This window comes from Streptomyces sp. CB01580 (assembly GCF_001905795.1).
GTDB lineage: Bacteria > Actinomycetota > Actinomycetes > Streptomycetales > Streptomycetaceae > Streptomyces.
Genome location: NZ_LIXJ01000031.1, coordinates 1 through 17,080, shown reverse-complemented (window position 1 = coordinate 17,080; position 17,080 = coordinate 1). Strand labels below are relative to the sequence as shown.

The following is a 17,080-nucleotide window of genomic DNA, read 5'->3' as shown; positions in this document are numbered from 1 at the left end:
GCTCCCTGAGAATGGGTTCGGGTGGCCCGGCCTGCGGCCGGGCCCGGGGTCACGGACGGGCCCGGAGCCCGATCCGGAGGGTACGGATCTCGAACGGGCGCAGCGTGAGGTGGAGCGACGTGCTCCGCGGTGTGCTCGGCCGGGCGGGTGCCGCTCCGTCCAGGGGGCGTTCGAGGAGGTCGGTCTCGGTCGCGGTGTCCCACGGGACGGCTGTGTTCAGCGTGGTCCGGGCGCGTCCGCCGTGGGCTTCGTAGAGCCTGACAACGAGGTCGCCGGAGCGGTCGTCGGCAAGCTTGACGGTCTCGATGACGACGGCCTCGTCGTCCGTGGTGACGAGGGGAGTCACCCCCGTCGCCCCGGGGACGGAGCGCTCCGGAAGGTTGAAGGCGTAGCCCTCGCGTACGGCGTCGGCGATGTCGGCGCCGAGGACGAAGCCGTAGCGCAGCCGGTGTCCTCCCTGATCGGCGTCCGGGTCGGGGAAGCGGGGGGCCCGCAGCAGGGAGAGCCGGACGGTCGTGGTCGTGCCGCCGTCCTCGCGTACGTCCCGGGTGACGTCGTGGCCGTAGGTGGAGTCGTTGACCAGGGCCGCACCCCAGCATCGCTCGCCGACGTGGAGGTATCGATGGGCGCAGATCTCGAACTTCGCCGCGTCCCAGCTGGTGTTGGTGTGGGTGGGGCGCCGGACATGGCCGAAGGGGATCTCGGCGGTCGAGTGGTCGGCCCGGATGTCCAGGGGGAAGGCCGCCTTGAGAAGGCTCTCCCGCTCGTGCCAGTCGATGTCGGTGTCGATGTCGAGGCGCCGCGAGCCCTCCCGCAGCGAGAGCAGCTGCCGGATGTGCGAACCGCCGAAGCCGCGCCGGACCTCCACGCCCCCGTCGACGGCGGTCACCTCCTCGACGTCCGTGAGGTCGCGAACGGTGTTGCGGTAGAAGGCGTCGATGTCCCAGGCGTCGTACTCGTTGGGGAAGTCCTGGTGGAGTTGGAGCAGATTGGCGACGGCGCCGGGAGGCAGGGCTTCGCGGCCGGCGGCGAGGTCGACGGCCGAGACCACGAGTCCGCGGTCGTCGATCACGAAACGCACCAGGCCGTTGTCGAGCACGTGGCCGCCCTCGTACGGCGCCGGGGTGACCGCGGGTGCGGGGTCCGTGGTGCGGAGTACGGCGCCGAGGGCGTCGATGCCGCCCCGGGCGAACGGCGCGCCGTTGAAGACGACCGTGCCGGGTCCGGGGCCAGCCAGCGCCCGCTGTGCGGCGTCGACGAGCCCGTCCAGTTCGGTGCGGACCGCCGTGTAGGTCTCCTCCGCCTGCCGGTGGACCCAGGAGATGGAGGATCCGGGCAGGATGTCGTGGAACTGGTGCAGCAGCACCGTCTTCCAGAGCCGGTCGAGTGCGTCGTACGGATAGGGGAAGCCGGTGCGCACGGCCGCCGTCGCCGACCACAGTTCGGCCTCGCGCAGCAGGTGCTCGCTGCGCCGGTTGCCCTGCTTGGTCCGCAGTTGGCTGGTCAGCGTGCCCCGGTGGAACTCCAGGTAGAGCTCGCCCAGCCACACCGGGGCGTCGGGGTACTCCGCGTGGGCGCGGGCGAAGAAGTCGGCCGGCCGCTCGATGACGACCCGGGGGGAACCCTCCAGGTCGGCCAGTCGCTCGGCGCGAGCGAGCATCTCGCGGGTCGGCCCGCCACCGCCGTCGCCGTATCCGAAAGGAAGGAGGGAGTGGTTGGCCGGACCCTTGTCCTGGAAGTTGCGTACGCCGTGGGCGAGTTCGGCTCCGGTCAGCTCGCTGTTGTACGTGTCCGCCGGCGGGAAGTGCGTGAAGATGCGGGTGCCGTCGATGCCCTCCCACCAGAACGTGTGGTGGGGAAACTTGTTGGTGGTGTTCCAGGAGATCTTCTGGGTGAGGAACCAACGCACGCCCGCCAGTTTCATCAGCTGGGGCATCGCCGCGTTGTAACCGAAGGTGTCGGGCAGCCACATCTCCTCGGTCTCCACGCCGAACTCCTCTGCGTAGAACCGCTTGCCGTGGATCAGCTGGCGGGCGAAGGCCTCCCCGCCGGTGATGTTGGTGTCGGGTTCCACCCACAGGCTGCCCACGGGCAGGAACTGGCCCGCGTGCGCCTTCCGGCGCACGCGGGCGTAGACATCCGGGCACTGGTCCTTCAGCCAGGCCAGTTGCTGGGCCTGGGACATGGCGAAAAGGAATTCCGGGTGGTCGTCCATCAGATGGGTGACGTTGGAGATGGTCCTGGTGACCTTGCGCACGCTTTCGCGCAGCGGCCACAGCCAGGCGGTGTCGATGTGCGCGTGGCCGATCGCGGAGACCCGGTGGGCGCTGCCGGCGGCAGGCGCGGCCAGGGCGGGGCGCAGCACCTCGCGGGCGGCGGTCGCGGTTCCGGCGACGTCCTGCACGTCCACGGCGTCGAGGGCTCGTTCGACGGCGTGGAGGATCTGCCATCGGCGCTCGGAGCCTTCGGGCAGCTCGTGCATCAGCTGCCCCAGGACGTCCAGGTCCTGGGCGAGTTCCCACACCTCTCGGTCGAAGACGGCCAGGTCTGCTCGGCGGAGTCGGTAGAGCGGATCGCCGGTGGCATCGCCGCCCGTCAGCCAGGGGGGCCGGTCCCCCGCCCGCGTCGGTGCGTGGTGCGGTTCACCGGGAAGGGGGACGGTGGGGTTGGCGGCGGCCTCGACGTAGTAGGTGAACTCCGCGCCTCCGGTCGCCGGGTCGCCGACGGGGATCCACGCGTTGCGCGGGTTGAGCGCCTTGACCACGGTGCCGTCCTGGCGGTGGACGAGCCCCTCGGTCGAGAAGCCGGGGCCAGTGACGTCGAAGCCGAGGTCGAGTACGGCCTCGACCCGCTGCCCCGCCCATTCCGGTGGAATCCGTCCACTGATCCTGAACCAGCTGGTGGACCAGGCCGGTCCCCACCGGTGGCCGACCGTGACCGGTCGGTAGGGCGCGGTCAGTGCGTCGGGAACGGGCACGGGTTCGCCCGGGGCGTTCCAGATCTCCACCTGGAGCGGCGTGGCGCGGGCGTGGGCGGCCGGGCGGATGCGCTGGCCCAGCACGCGGTCGAGCCGCTGCTCGGTGAGGCGTCGGTTGCTGTGCATGGCGTACTCCGTGAGACGGGTGCGGTCACTCCTCGGTGGGCCCGAGGTCGGGTGTGTCACGCAGGTGGACGTGGCGGGTGGTGGTGGCATGGAGTTCGAGGACGGTGATCTCGTTGGGTCCGGTTCCGAGGACGGGCGCGGGAACATACAGGCTGCTCTGGGGTCCTCGGGACCAGTAGCGGCCCAGCGGAAAGCCGTTGATCCAGGCGACGCCCTTGGTCCAGCCGTCCAGGTGGAGGAAGGTGTCGGCGGGCTCGTCCACGGTGAAGGTGCCGCGGTGGAGCGCGGGCCCCACCGGCCGCCGCGCGGGATCGGCGGTCCGGTGGACGAAGGTGTCGGGGCGGTCGAGAGGCAGGGCGCGGCTCCGCCAGGCGGCGGGCGGGTGCCCGTTGACCGTCGTGCGGCCGAGGAGGCCTTTTCGGTCGTGGAGCCCGGGTCCGTAGTTGACGCGGCCCTGGTTCTCCACGAGTACGGCGAGCCGGGCTCCCGGGCGGGGCACGGTGAAGGCGAGGGCGTGTTCGTGGTTCTCGCGCTCCAGGACGCCGACCGGTTGGCCGTCGACGAAGACCTGGGCGCGGTCGTGGACCCGCTCGACGTGCAGGACGGCAGGTCCGGGCGTGGGCAGGTCGGTCTCGTAGAGGACGAATCCGAAGGGGTGGCCGAGTTCCTCCATGGTCAGCGGGCGGTCGGCGGCCACCGGGGTGCCGAGGGTGTCGGCCTGTTCCAGCAGGCCGGCCGTGCGGGTGAGTTCCACCGGCCCGTATGCGGCCTTGGGTGCGGCGGGCGGCAGGGGCTGCGCGGGGACGGGTGCGTGGCGGGCGATGACGTCGCGGAAGGCTTCGTACTTGGGGGTGGGGTCGCCGACTTCGTCGAGGAGGGCGTCGTAGTCGTAGGAGGTGACGGTGGGACGGTAGGTGCCCTTGTCGTTGGCTCCGTTGGTGAAGCCGAAGTTGGTGCCTCCGTGGAACATGTAGATGTTGACGGAGGCGCCCGCGGCGAGCAGGCGGTCGAGGTCCGCGGCGGCGTCGGCCGCGTCGCGGCGGGTGTGGATGCCGCCCCAGCGGTCGAACCAGCCTATCCAGAACTCCGTGCACATCAGTGGGCCGTGCGGCCGGTGCTCGCGCAGGGCGGCGAGCCCGGCGGTGACGCGGCTGCCGAAACTGGCAGTGGGCAGGACGCCGTCGAGGCTGCCCCGCGCGAGATCGGAGGGCTGGTCGCAGGTGAACAGGGGGAGGTCCACGCCGTGGCGGCGCAGCATGGCGGCGAGTTCGGCCAGGTAGTCGGTGTCGTCCCCGTGGGCGCCGTACTCGTTCTCGACCTGGACGGCGAGGATCGGCCCGCCGTTGCTTCCCAGGTAGGGGTGGAGCGGCGGCAGCAGGGCGCCGAGGTACTCGTCGACCGCTCGCAGAAAGCGGGGATCGCGGCTGCGCAGGGTGAGATCGTCCTCGGCGAGCAGCCAGGAGGGCAGGCCGCCGCCCTCCCATTCCGCGCAGATGTACGGGCCGGGTCTCAGCAGGACGTGCAGTCCTTCGGCGGCAGCGGTGTCGAGGAACCGGGGCAGGTCGAGACCTCCGTCGAGGTGGAACTCCCCGCGGCGCGGGGCGTGCAGGTTCCACGGCACGTAGGTCTCGACCGTGTTGAGGCCCAGCAGCCGTGCCTTGCGGAGTCGGTCGGCCCATTGCTCCGGATGGACGCGGAAGTAGTGCAGGGCTCCGGAGATGATGCGGAAGGGTCGGTCGTCGAGACGGAAACCGTCGTCGGCGATCTCCAGTCGGGGCATGGCTGTGGTGCTCCTCAGGGGTACGGATCCGGTTGGTTCAGCCGAGCGGGCGGCACAGCAGGGCGTCGGGCACGCCTCCGTGGTTCCACTTCCACGTGTGGGCGACGCCTGCGAGGTACTCGTCGTCGGCGCACTGGCCCTTGTAGTGGCCCGGGGCCCAGTCGCTGCCGGTCGAGCCGCCGGTGGCGGGGCGGTTGTCACCGCGGTCGAACCAGAGCACGCGGCCGGTGGTGGGCAGCGAGCCGGCTGCGGGGGCGCACAGGAGGGCCGCCATGGCGTTGTTGCGCACGCTGTAGCCGACCGCGAAGGTGTTGTCGGGGCACTGGAGCTTGTTGTATCCGGACGCCCAGTCGCCCCCGGTGACGTACCGCTCGTCGGTGACGACGGTCCAGGCGCCGTTGCCCTTCGTCGGCCCGCCGGCGTCGGTGCACAGTCCTCGGCTGTCGCTGCGGCCGAGGCCGGTCAGCCGCTGGCTGTCCGGGCAGTTGCCCTTGCGGTTGCCCGGGGACCAGTCCGGCTTCGCCAGCATGGTGGTGGAGACGTTGTAGTCGGCGTAGTCCAGGTTGAGCATGTTCCACCGCGGGGCCGGGTTGATCCGGCCGGTCCTGCCGGGGGCGTCGACGAGCTTGTTCCAGTCTGTGGCGCGCCAGTCGCCGGCGTCCATGACACCGAGCCGTGTGCCGTCCGTGCTGTAGTTGACCATGGCCCAGTTGTCCTGCGGTGTGCCGTTCGTGTCGGTCCAGCCGACCAGGGGCCAGATGGCGAAGTCGGTGTCGTTCTTCACCAGGATGTCGGTGAAGTTGGCGAACCAGGCGCGTTCCCTGGCGTCGATGTCGCCGCGGCCGGCGGCGCCGAACTCGCTGATCCACACGGGTGCGGTGAAGTGCTGGCCGGACCGGGTCACGAACAGGGCCTGGTCGTCGACGACCTGGGCGAGCTGTGTGGGGGTGAATTCCTCGTAGCGCGGGTCGTGCGTCTCGCCCGTTCCGGTGGCACCGGTGTGGTTCGGGCCGGTGTAGCCGTAGAAGTGGGCGGCGTAGACGAGTTTGTCGGAGCGGATCAGGGTGTTGGACAGGGTGGCGACCGGGGTGAGTGTCGGGCGGCCGTGGGGGGTCAGGTCGGTCGGTATGCCCTGCCAGTTGATGCCCTCCATGATGACGAGCATGTCCGGGTTGGCCTGCAGGATCTTGTTGCCGGCTTCTTCCAGGGCCTTGTTGAGGTCGTGGTCGTCGCCCCAGCCCCAGTTGGCGTCGTTCCAGGTGTCTCGGCGGACCTCGTTGCGCAGATCGGCTCCGACGACCCGCTTGTCGGCCTGGTAGCGCTTCGCCAGGAACACCCAGTCGTCGACCCACTGCTGGGTCGACTGGCCGCTGTTCCAGCGCTCGTTGCCGTCCAGGCCGCAGCAGAAGCGGTAGCTGGTGGTGTGGTTGTTGAGGATGACGGCGAAGCCGTCCGTGGTCAGGGCTCCGACGACGGCGTCGAGCACCTGCAACGGGGTCTTGCCCTTGAGCTGCGGGTTGGCGGCGACGGCCGAGTCCGGGACGGCGCTCTTGTCGTGGATGAGTGCGTTGGCGAAGGGAAGCCGGATGCTGTTCAGGCCCAGGGCGTGGAAGTCGGCCAGGATCTGGGCCATCGGCTTCCGGTCGAGGCCGAGCGGGATGTTGTGCGACATCTGCCTCGCCTGGTGGTTGGCGACGTCGCCGACGTCGCCGCTGCCCTGCCAGGTGCCCTGGGCGCCGGCCCAGTTGCCGGACTTGAGCTTGAACCGGTCGCCGTCGGCGTCGACGACGTATCGGTCCCGGGTGGACAGCGGGGCGGTCCATGAGGCGGCGAGCTGTGCGCCGGTGAGGGCCGGGGGCGGCGGTGCCGTCCCCGTGTCCGCCGCGGCGGCGGTGGGGGTGAGGGTGCAGAGGAGGAGCGCGGACGACGTGGCGAGGGCCGCGGTCGCGCGTCGGAGCAGGGTGATGCGAGGTGTCACGGGAAGCTCCTTGCGGGTGGGGGACGTGTGCCTGCCTTGTGCGTGGTACGGAACGGTGTGGTGCGGTGGGTCAGCCCTTGAGGCCGCTGGTGGCGATCCCCTCGACGATGTAGCGCTGGGCGACGAGGAACATGACGACCAGGGGCGTGATGGTGACGACGGCGCCGGCGAAGAGGCCGGGCAGGTTGATGGTCTGCGAGGTGAGAAAGGTGGACAGCGCGATCTGCGCGGTCCAGGCGGACGGGTCCTGGCCGATGACCAGCGGCCACAGGAAGGAGTTCCAGCTCTCGATGAAGGACAGCGCCCCGAGCGAGGCCAGCATCGCCCCGGAACTCGGCAGGGCGATCCGGCGGTACAGGCCGAGCCAGCCGAGGCCGTCGAGCCGTCCCGCCTCTTCGATCTCCTGCGGGAACTGGAGGTAGAAGTTGCGGAACAGCAGGACCGCGAACGGGTTGAAGAGGCCGGGCACGATGATGCCCCACAACGTGTTGACGCCTCCCATGGAGCCGACGACGACGAACGTCGGCACGAAGGTGACCGAGCCGGGGATCATCAGCGTGGCCACCACCAGGGCGAGCAGCACACCACGTCCCGGAACCGGAATCCTGGCGAGGGCGTAGCCGGCGGCGGAGGCGAGGAGCGTGGAGACGGGCGCGGTGACGGCGGCGATCAACAGCGAGTTGCCGAGGGACCGGCCCATGGCGACGGCGGGGTCGTCGAACAGCGCGGTGAAGTTCTCGAAGTGCATCGTCGAGGGCCACCACGTCCACTCCGGCGCCGTCAGGCTCTGGGAGTCCATCAGCGCGTTGCGGAGCATCAGGTAGAACGGCGCCATGAAGACCGCGGTCAGCAGTCCGATGAGGAGGCCGCGTGCCAGCAGGCGCACGGTTCGGGACAGTCCGGGCAGGGTGATCATGCGCTTCTCATTCTCCGCTCCTGCCGAATCCGGTGAACCGTCCCTGGACCAGGGTCACTCCGACGATGAGGGCGGTGAGCACGAAGGCTCCGGCCGAGCCGAGGCCGTAGTTCTGGCTGCCCATGGCGGTGTTGTAGAGGTGGACCAGCGGTGTCTGCACCGGGGCGGTGCCGGTTCCCGACAGCCCGCTGTTGAACAGGTTGTAGAACTCGTCGAAGGCCTGGAAGGCGGCGATGAACAACAGCATCAGCACGGCGACGGCGGTGTTGCGCAGCATCGGCAGGGTGATCCTGGTCAGGAGCCGTCGGCCGGTGGCGCCGTCGAGTGCGGCGGCTTCGTAGATCTCCTTGGGGATGGCCTGGAGCCCGGCGAGGAAGAGCACCATGTAGAAGCCGACCTGGAGCCAGAGACGCAGCGTGACGAGGACGATCCAGTAGAGCGGTGGCGAGGTGGACTGCAGCCAGGGCACCGGCTCCGCTCCGAACCATCCGCCGATCATGTTGGCGATGCCCGATGGCAGGCCGTTGAACAGGCACATCTTCCACAACAGTGACGCGGCGACGTACGAGACGGCCGCGGGGACGAGGAAGGTGGTGCGCAGCAGGGCCCGGCCTCGGCGGATCCGGTGCACCAGCAGGGCGAGTCCGAGGGAGGCGGCGAAGGTGACCGGCACGATGAAGGCGGTGAAGAGCAGGATCGTGAGCAGCGAGTCGCGGAACGCCTGGTCGGACAGGAGGGTCTGGTAGTTGTCGAGTCCGACCCAGTGGCCGAGGGCGATGGTGCCGCGCGCGTCGCTGAGGCTGAGCAGGAAACTCCAGCCGATCGCGACGTACTTGAAGACGCCGAGCCCGATCAGTGTCGGCGCGGTCAGCAGTATGAACGCGATCCAGCCGGACCGGCCGACGCGGGGCCGGCCCGCACGGGCCCGGCCGGTGCGGGCGGCGCCCCGCGGGGTGGCCGCGGGGCGCCCGGCCCGCTCGGGCTTCGGCGTGATGTCGGTCGCCGGGTTCATCGGCTTCATCGGCCGAGCTGCTTGTCGATCTCGCTCTGGGCCTTCTTCACCGCATCGGCCAGGAGAGCGGCCGGATCGCCCTGCCCCCCGGCGATCTTCGCCGCGGTCGCGTTGAACGCGCTGCTCACGGCGGTCTCCCAGGTTCCCGGGTTGTGCTTCCCGTACTTCGCCGCCAGTTCCACGGTCTCCTTGGCGGTGCCTGCGGAGAGCTTCTTCGCGGTCGCCGCCACGGACGTGCGTGGCGGGACGTGGAAGCCGTAGCTCTCGGCGAAGTCCTTCTGCAGGTCGGACTGCTGGACCCACAGCCACTGGACGAACTTCTTGGCCGCGGCCACCTTCTTGCCTTTGGCGTTGACGCAACTGGTCCAGCCGCCGACCCGTACGACGGGAGCGCCGTCGGCCTTGTACGCCGGCCACGGCAGCACGCCGAAGTCGTCGCCGAGCGCGGGCGAGACGGCGGGCATCGCCCACAGGCCGCACCACTGCATCGGCACGACGCCCTGGATGAAGGCGGCGGGGTCCCACCAGTCGGTGGTGAACCCGAGCAGCAGCGACTTGTCGTCGTGCAGGCGCTTCAGACCGGTCAGCGCTTCGAGCGCGCGGGCCGAGCCGAACGCCACCTTGCCGTCGGGCGCCACGAGGTCGCCGCCGTTGGAGAAGACGTTGAGGATCGCGGAGTCGCCGATGCCGTCGTTGCCGACGAACAGGCCCTTGTTCTTCTTGGTGGTCAGGGCCTTCGCCGCGTCGACGAGACCGTCGAAGGTCGTGGGCGGGGTGATCCCGGCCTTCGACAGGACACTCTTGCGGTAGTAGAGCATCATGACGTCGTCGATCATCTTGACGCCGTAGGGCTTGCCGTCGACGGTGACCGACTCGATGGCGTTGGTGTTGAAGTCGCTCTTGGCGCTGCCGTACACGTCGTCGAGCGGGGCGATCTGGCCACGGCGGGCGAGGGACTCGCTGAAGTCGCCGATCTCGAAGACGTCGGGGGCCGCGTCGGTCAGCAGGGTCGCGTAGAGCTTGCTCGAGTAGTCGCCGGGAACCCAGGTCACCTTGACGGCTATGTCCGGGTTGGCCTTGGTGAAGGCGGTGGCGTAGCGGAGCACCGCCTGCTGGGCGCCGGCCTCGCCGTAGGCGTGGTACCAGACGTTGAGCGTGGTCTTCGCCCCGGAGGAGGAGCCGCCGGTGGGGTCGGTGCTGCAGGCGGTCGTCAGGACCGTTCCGGCGGTGACGAGCAGTGATCCCGTGAGGAATCCGCGTCGGCTAAGCTCTGATCTGCGTGCGCTCATGTCGCATGTCCTTTTGTGAGGGCGTGTGCGGGGCGGATGTGCTCCCTGGCCGGCGCCCTCGTCAGTGCTTGCCGGCAGAGGAGGGCGGCGGCCAGGGAGTCGTACTCGGCGGCTGCGGGGACGACGGTTGCTGCTCCGGTCATCCGGCGCCGATCGTGGATGTGGCGGCGGGCTGTGGGAAGAGGGCCTGGATGGCCACGGCGGCGCCGCCTCGGGCCCACTCCTCCCAGGGCAGCGGGCGCAGCAACAGCGGGCATCGGGACGCCGCTCCGAAGGCGTGTGCGGCGTATGCGTCCTGGATGTGGCGGCTGAACAGGTCGTAGGCGTCGGCTCCTTCGCCGCTGACGACGACACGCTCCGGGCCGACGAGGTTGACCAGCGCGGCGATGCCGACCCCGATGGCCTGTCCGGCCCGGGCGAAGGCCTCGCGGGCCGCGGGATGCCCCTCGCGGGCCATGTCGACGGCCTCGTCGAATGTGAGATGCGGGTTCGTGGCGGCGCGGCGGACGGCCGCGAGGATCGCGTCGGTCGAGGCGATCGCCTCGACACAGCCGCGAGCGCCGCAACGGCAGAGCGGTCCGGCGGGGTCGACGCAGATGTGTCCGACCTCGCCCGCGACCCCATGGGCGCCTCTGAGCAGGTGCCCGTTGACGACGAGGGCGGAGCCGATGCCCGCGCCGATGGTGACCAGCGCGAAGTAGCCCGTGCCGATGCCTTCGCCGAACCAGTGCTCGGCGACGGTCAGGGCCCTGACGTCGTTCTCGACGGTGACCGCCAGGCCGGTGGAGGCGCTGAGCAGTTCACCGAGCGGGACGTCGCGCCAGCCGAGGAGGCCGGAGTGGCGGAGCCGGCCGCTGTCGCGGTCCACGTCGCCGTTCACCGCGACGCCGATGTGGCGCGTGCGGTCCCGGTACGCGGGTTCGGCGTCGAGCAGTTCAGCGACCAGCTCGGCGACGAGCGCTGCGACGACCTCGGGGGCGCACACGTCGAGCGGCCGGGCAGCCGTGTCCCGGATGCCGGCCCGCAGATCGCAGACGGCGCCGAAGAGCTGGTCGGCGCTGATCTTCAGTCCGACGAAGTACTCCCGGTCGGGAGCGACCGCGAGCGGGTTGACCGGTCGGCCTGCGCCGGGCGCGGTGCGTTCCGGCGGGAGTTCGTACAGGTAGCCGTCATCGATGAGGGGTCTGGCTGCCTTGGTAACAGCTGTCGAGGAGAGCCCCGTCCGCCGTGCCAGTTCCACTCTGCTGAGCGGTCCCTCCGCGAGAAGCAGGGCGAGGACCGCAGTCTCGGCGGGTGCACTGACCAGAGGCTGGGAGTGATGTCGAAGCACGGGTGCAACGTAGAGCAAATAAATAACTTCTTCCAGTATTGATTTAGGAGTTGGGACCGTCCTACGCTCAGGCCCGCCTCCGTGCCCGTCCCGGGGCCCCGGATCGCGGTGTCGGTCGTGCCCTCACCACACCGCCCTGGACAAGGCCCTGTTCCTCTCCGTACGTCAGGGGATCCATCCGTGCTCGTCACGCTCCCGCTCGTCACCTTCGATCCCGATCTCGGCCTGGCGGTGCTGCGCACACCGAACAGCCAGTACGTCCTCCGCGTCGCCCCCGACGGCAGCCCCCGGCACCTCCATTGGGGTGCCCCGCTCGACACCGCCGCCCTCGCCGCGATGCCGGAGCCCATCTCTCCCGCCGCGAGCAGCTTCGAGGCCGAGGCCGCCGCCGACGAACTCGCACCGCAGACCGGGGCGCGGTTCGGACCGGCCGGCCTTCAGGTCCGCTTCGCCGACGGCACCCGAGGCGCCCAGTGGCGCTTCGCCGGTCACACCGTCGACGGCGGGGAACTGCGACTGCGCCTCGACGACCGGCACCGCCCCCTGCGAACCGAACTGTGCTATCGCGTCCGGCCCGGCACCGATGTCGTCGAGCGCTGGACGGAGCTGACCCACACCGGGGCCACGGACGGCCCGCCGGATCCGGTCACCGTCGACCGGCTGGACTCGGCCTCCTGGACCGCTCCCCCGCTGACCGACTACCGGCTGAGCCATCTGGTCGGCGGCTGGAACAGCGAGTTCCAGCTCCAGCGCGACCGACTTCCCGTCGCCGAAACCGTGCTGACGAGCCGTCGGGGACTCACCGGCCACCATGCGAGCCCCTGGCTGGCCCTCGACGACGGCACCGCGGCGGAGGAGCGGGGCGAGGTGTGGAGCACCACGCTGGCCTGGAGCGGAAGTTGGCGCGTCACGGTCCACCGCGATCCGGTCGGCCGCACCACCTGGACCGGCGGCTTCGGCCATGAGGGCGTCAGCTGGACCCTGCGGGCGGGCGAGAGCCTTCGCACACCGGTGTACGCCGGCCTCTACACCTCGCACGGCTTCGGCGCGGCCAGCCGCGCCTGGCACGACTACGTACGCGGGCACGTCCTGCCGGAGCCCGAACGGGACCGGCCGGTCCTCTACAACTCGTGGGAGGCCACCGGATTCGACGTCGACGAGGCCGGCCAGATCCGCCTTGCACACCTGGCCGCCCGGCTCGGTGCGGAGCTCTTCGTCCTGGACGACGGATGGTTCGGCGCACGCCGCGACGACCGGTCCGGGCTCGGCGACTGGACTCCCCGCCCCGAGGCGTTCCCCCGCGGAGTGCGTCCACTCGCCGACGAGGTGCACCGCCTCGGCATGGCCTTCGGACTGTGGGTGGAACCGGAAATGGTCAACCGCGACAGCGAGTTGTTCCGCGCCCATCCGGACTGGATCGTCCACTCCCCCCGCCTCGACGCAACCGAGCTCCGCAACCAGCTGGTGCTGAACTTCGCGCGGCCCGAGGTCGAGGCCTGGGCCCTGGAGACCCTCGACCGGCTCGTGCGCGACCACGACGTCGACTGGCTCAAGTGGGACGCCAACCGGCCCTTCACCGAGGCCGGCCTGGACGGGCACCTCGACCCCGACCGGCTGTGGATCGACCACACCCGGGCCGTCCACCGGGTCATGGACCGGCTCCGCGCCGCCCATCCCGGGCTGCGCATCGAGGCGTGCGCGGGCGGTGGCGGTCGCATCGACCTCGGCGTCCTCGCCCGTACCGACCAGGCCTGGACCTCGGACAACACCGACCCGGTAGACCGGATCGGCATCCACCACGGCTTCGGTCAGCTCTTCCCCGCCCAGGCCATGGCCGCGTGGGTCACCGACAGCCCCAACCCCGCCACCGGCCGGCGCACCCCGCTGCGCTTCCGCTTCCACGTCGCCATGGCCGGGGCGCTGGGGATCGGCGGAGACCTGACGTCCTGGTCCGACGAGGAACTCGACGAGGCCGCCGAGCTCGTCGCCCAGTACAAGCGGATCCGCCCGCTCGTGCAGCGGGGGCACCAGCACCGCCTCACCCCGGCCGGCCCGGTGACCGCCGTGCACTACGCGGCGCCCGACGACAGCGAGCACGTGCTCCTCGTCTGGCGCCCCGCGACCCGGTTCGGCCACCGCCCCGCCCCCGTGCGGCTGCCCGCACTCGACGCCGGGGCCCACTACCTGGACCCGGACCTCGACCGGGTGTACAGCGGCGCCGTCCTGGTGCACCAGGGCATCGACCCGCGGCTTCCCGCCGGCGACTACGCCAGCAGCCTGATCCGGCTCAGCCGCGTCGACCCCTGAGCATCACGCCCCCTCCACGCCCACGCCCCGCCATCCTCACCCGCCCACGACACGTCTGGATCCGCCCATGGACACCGCGCAGGACACCTCCCGGAACACCGCCCGCGTACTGGTGGTCGGTATCGACGGCGTACGCCTCGACCTGCTCCCCGAACTCGCCACCCCCCACCTCGACGGGATCGCCCGCGCGGGCTTCCTGGCGCCCGTCGAGGTGGACTCCGTGACCCCCACGATGTCGGGCCCGTGCTGGACCACCATCGTCACCGGCGTCGGTGTCGCCAAGCACGGCGTGTGGGCCAACCGCTTCGACGGCAACCGCCTCGACGTCTTCCCCGACTTCACGACCCGTCTCGCCGCCGAATGCGGACGGCGGACCTTCGCCGTCGGAGGCTGGGCGCCGCTCTTCCTCGCCCAGCAGGGCGGTCCGCTCTTCGTCGCCCCGGCCCGGCTCGCCTACATCGCTCCCCGCGAGGACACCCCCGAAGGCTGGGAGGAGGTGGACGAGAAGGTGACCGCCGAGGCGGAACACCTCCTCGGCGTGGACGACGACCTCCACGCCGGCTTCGTCTACCTCGGCGCCGTCGACGAGACCGCGCACTTCCTCGGCTGCGGCCCGGAGTACCGCCGGTCGATCGAGGCCGCCGACCGTCGACTCGGCCGGCTGCTCACCGCCGTACGACAGCGTCCCGGCCATGCGACGGAGGACTGGACGGTCATCGTGGTGACGGACCACGGCCACCGCGACGAGGGCGGCCACGGCGGACGCAGCCCGCAGGAACGCACGGCCTGGATCGCCGCGTGCGGTCCCGGTCTGCCCGCCGGTACGGCTCCGTCGGCCCTCCACCACGCCGACGTCGCCGCCCATGTCTACACCGCCCTCGGCATCACCCCCGACCCCCACTGGACCTTGGACGGCACCGCCTTCACCGCTTGATCCGACCGGACGACTTCCGTGAACACCACCCCCTCTCCGCCCGGGGCCACGAGCCGTGACCGGAGGCGGGGTCGAGGTGTCCGACCGGGAGCTCCACGAGACGGCTCTCCCGTGCCGGGGCGAGGGCGTCGACGCGTTCGGCATCGGCCAAGGGGCGTTCGTACCCGCCGCGCGTCGGCCGGGGCCGGCCCACGGCCCGCATGCGTTATAGTTGATCTTGGCAGTTCGCAGCAACTCGCTGTGGCTGACGCTGCGTTGGTGGTCCAAGGAAAGACGCCCCGCTTCCTGCGGGGAGATGCAGGTGCAAGGCCTGCCCGGCGCTCACTCACGGAGCCCTTCCCCCAGCAGGGGAAGGGCTCCGTCACAATTCTCCGCACACCCCTGAAGAACTTCCGCGCGGCCCTCACCCGCGAAGGCCCCGACGGCCCCTACGGCAGCGACCGCGAGGCACACGGCACCTCATCCGGCATGCCGACATCCCCTCCGTTCCATGGGGCGGCTGTTCCGGGTCACGAAGGCACAGGGCCCGACGGGCGATGTGAAGACTGCCGGCCTGGAGCTGTTGTTGCGGGTGTATGGGCCGATCGGTCAGCGGACGGTCGCCCGGAGCGGGCCGGGAGCGGCGGGCGGGGAGTTGCTTCCTTCCCTGTCCCTGTACACCTTCGCCACGTTCGGACGCGGCGCGGGCCGGTGGTGGGCGGCGGGGCCTTGCGCGAACGCGCGCAGGAGGTTCTCCGTCGTGCGGGTGACGAAGACGCGGGTACGGGCGTCCATACGGTGGTCACGCCCACCCTCGGGGGTTCCGGCCATCAGGGCCTCCACCCACCGCATGGTGCCGGTCGCGAAGACGCCCGCTCCGCTTCGCGCGGTGTAGTACGCCGAGTCGCTGTTGCTGCGGCGCCCCTTGCACACCAGGGGCGAGTGGGCCGTGATCTCCAGGGGTTCAGGGACGGGTGCGCCCGGGGTGACCCGGTCGTACTCCACACCGACCAGATGGTCGAAGCCGTCGCCGGGGCGTACCCCCGTTCCCTCGTACACCCAGTGATCCGCCGCGTGGACGACATAGGGCGCATCCGTCGGATAGCCCTCGTAGAGCACGCCCGTCAGCGAGGACTCCGGGTCGGACGCCGGGGACCGGCGGAAGTCCGTCGTCACCAGGGAGGGGTGGGTGGTGTAGTAGGGATCGGCCGGGAAGGAGGACTTGTAGCAGACCACCGTGCGCTCGGGCCCTGTCCCGTCGTGCTCCAGGCGGACCCGGCGAAAGCAGGTGTTGGCGCCCAGGAAGGCCATGTTGGTGCCGGCGTCGCGGGCCCCGGCGACGTGCTGACGCTGTTGCGGGGTCCAGTACTCGTCGTGGCCGAGGCAGATGACGGCGACCGCCCCGTGCAGTATCTCCGGGTCGCGGTGCACGTCGACCCCGGTGGTGTACGCAAGGGGGATGCCGAGCCGTTCGGCGAGCACCACCGCCGCCCGCTCGTACACCATGAACTTCTCCGCGCCGTCGGAGTCGTAGGGCCGGTCGAAGCTCACGGCGAGGGACCGTGCGGCGTACGCCCCGGAGGGGCCCTCGTAGAGGCTGTAGCCGCCCCACCGGTTGTATGCCTGCCAGGTGGCGGGGGCGTGCATCAGCACCGTCCGGCCCGTGCCATGCGCGGAGCGCACGATCAACGGGACGTAGCGCTGGTGACCGTCCTCCGTGTCGAGCCGCAGCAGATACGCGCCCTCCGGCCAGCCTGCCGTGCCGAAGCTCAGTGTGCGCCGCCAGCCCGCGCGGACCGTGCGGGTGTCGGTCAGGAAGCGCGGCTCCGCCTGGACGCGGCCCGGTATGCGCTCGGACGACCAGACGAGCCGGGCCTCGGCCCCGCCGTACCAGCCGATACGAAAGGCCGAGACGCGGAAGGACGAGGCGCTCGTCGAGACGTACAGACCGCACTCCTCGCCCGGTGTCACACTCACCCGGTCGGCGTACCCGACGACGGCCGTCGCCGGACCCTGCGACCGGATACGCCAGTCGGGTGTCCCTGGATGTTCCCGTTCCGTCTCGGGCCGGTGCGAAGCCGCCGCACGGCTGTCGCGGCCGGGAGGGGAAGGGGCGCAGGCGCCGACCGTCGTCGAGCCGAGCCCGACGCCCGCCTTCAAGAAGGTTCTGCGGCGCAGCACCGAGCCGTGTTCCGCCCCGTGCCGCGGTGTCTCCTGCCTGTCGGGGCCCACGTCGCCTCCCGTGTGTCCGGATCGCGCGTCACTGCCCCCGCTGGTGCTGTGACCGGGAAGGTTCACCGGCTCGCGACGCCCGGCACGGCACCTCGCGGTGTTGTCGCATCACCCACGTACGTCCAGTACGCGGACGATCCTCCGCCTTGCGATGCACCGCACCGGACGCCGCGAGCCACCCGGCAAACCTTCCCGGTCACAGCACTAGTAGGGCTTTGTT

The 17,080-nt window shown here is 70.9% G+C and carries 10 protein-coding genes; 2 read left to right on the top strand and 8 right to left on the bottom strand.

Annotated elements, in window-relative coordinates; translation table 11 throughout:
* Positions 1-49 precede the first annotated feature (49 nt).
* From AMK22_RS31090 to AMK22_RS31060, 7 genes are all read right to left on the bottom strand, one after another.
* Positions 50-3,103, bottom strand: coding sequence for an alpha-mannosidase (locus AMK22_RS31090; protein WP_073790513.1), 3,054 nt, complete (start codon positions 3,101-3,103; stop codon positions 50-52).
* A 25-nt stretch (positions 3,104-3,128) separates the two neighbouring features.
* Complete coding sequence (locus AMK22_RS31085) at positions 3,129-4,883, bottom strand: glycoside hydrolase family 35 protein (RefSeq protein ID WP_073790511.1); 1,755 nt, start codon at positions 4,881-4,883, stop codon at positions 3,129-3,131.
* Between the two features lie 37 nt (positions 4,884-4,920).
* Entirely contained in the window at positions 4,921-6,861 is a 1,941-nt protein-coding gene (locus AMK22_RS31080; protein WP_073790509.1) for a glycoside hydrolase family 5 protein, read from the bottom strand.
* A gap of 70 nt (positions 6,862-6,931) precedes the next feature.
* Positions 6,932-7,777, bottom strand: coding sequence for a carbohydrate ABC transporter permease (locus AMK22_RS31075; RefSeq protein WP_073790507.1), 846 nt, complete (start codon positions 7,775-7,777; stop codon positions 6,932-6,934).
* Between the two features lie 7 nt (positions 7,778-7,784).
* Complete coding sequence (locus AMK22_RS31070; protein ID WP_073790505.1) at positions 7,785-8,789, bottom strand: carbohydrate ABC transporter permease; 1,005 nt, start codon at positions 8,787-8,789, stop codon at positions 7,785-7,787.
* Positions 8,790-8,794: 5 nt separating this feature from the next.
* Positions 8,795-10,078, bottom strand: coding sequence for an ABC transporter substrate-binding protein (locus tag AMK22_RS31065; protein ID WP_073790503.1), 1,284 nt, complete (start codon positions 10,076-10,078; stop codon positions 8,795-8,797).
* Positions 10,079-10,217: 139 nt separating this feature from the next.
* Positions 10,218-11,408: an ROK family transcriptional regulator gene (locus AMK22_RS31060; RefSeq protein WP_199883358.1), complete on the bottom strand. Its 1,191-nt coding sequence runs from the start codon at positions 11,406-11,408 to the stop codon at positions 10,218-10,220.
* Between the two features lie 180 nt (positions 11,409-11,588).
* Here AMK22_RS31060 and AMK22_RS31055 point away from each other — a divergent pair, with 180 nt between their 5' ends.
* Both AMK22_RS31055 and AMK22_RS31050 read left to right on the top strand, forming a co-directional pair.
* Positions 11,589-13,715 carry an alpha-galactosidase gene (locus tag AMK22_RS31055; protein WP_079186498.1) on the top strand — a complete coding sequence of 709 codons (2,127 nt, stop codon included), beginning with the start codon at positions 11,589-11,591 and terminating at the stop codon, positions 13,713-13,715.
* Between the two features lie 67 nt (positions 13,716-13,782).
* Positions 13,783-14,649 (top strand): alkaline phosphatase family protein, encoded by an 867-nt coding sequence (locus tag AMK22_RS31050; RefSeq protein WP_073790501.1) that lies wholly within the window; start codon positions 13,783-13,785, stop codon positions 14,647-14,649.
* Positions 14,650-15,237: 588 nt separating this feature from the next.
* Here the strand turns inward: AMK22_RS31050 and AMK22_RS31040 are convergent.
* Positions 15,238-16,605: a N,N-dimethylformamidase beta subunit family domain-containing protein gene (locus AMK22_RS31040; protein WP_443333331.1), complete on the bottom strand. Its 1,368-nt coding sequence runs from the start codon at positions 16,603-16,605 to the stop codon at positions 15,238-15,240.
* Between the last annotated feature and the right edge of the window lie 475 nt (positions 16,606-17,080).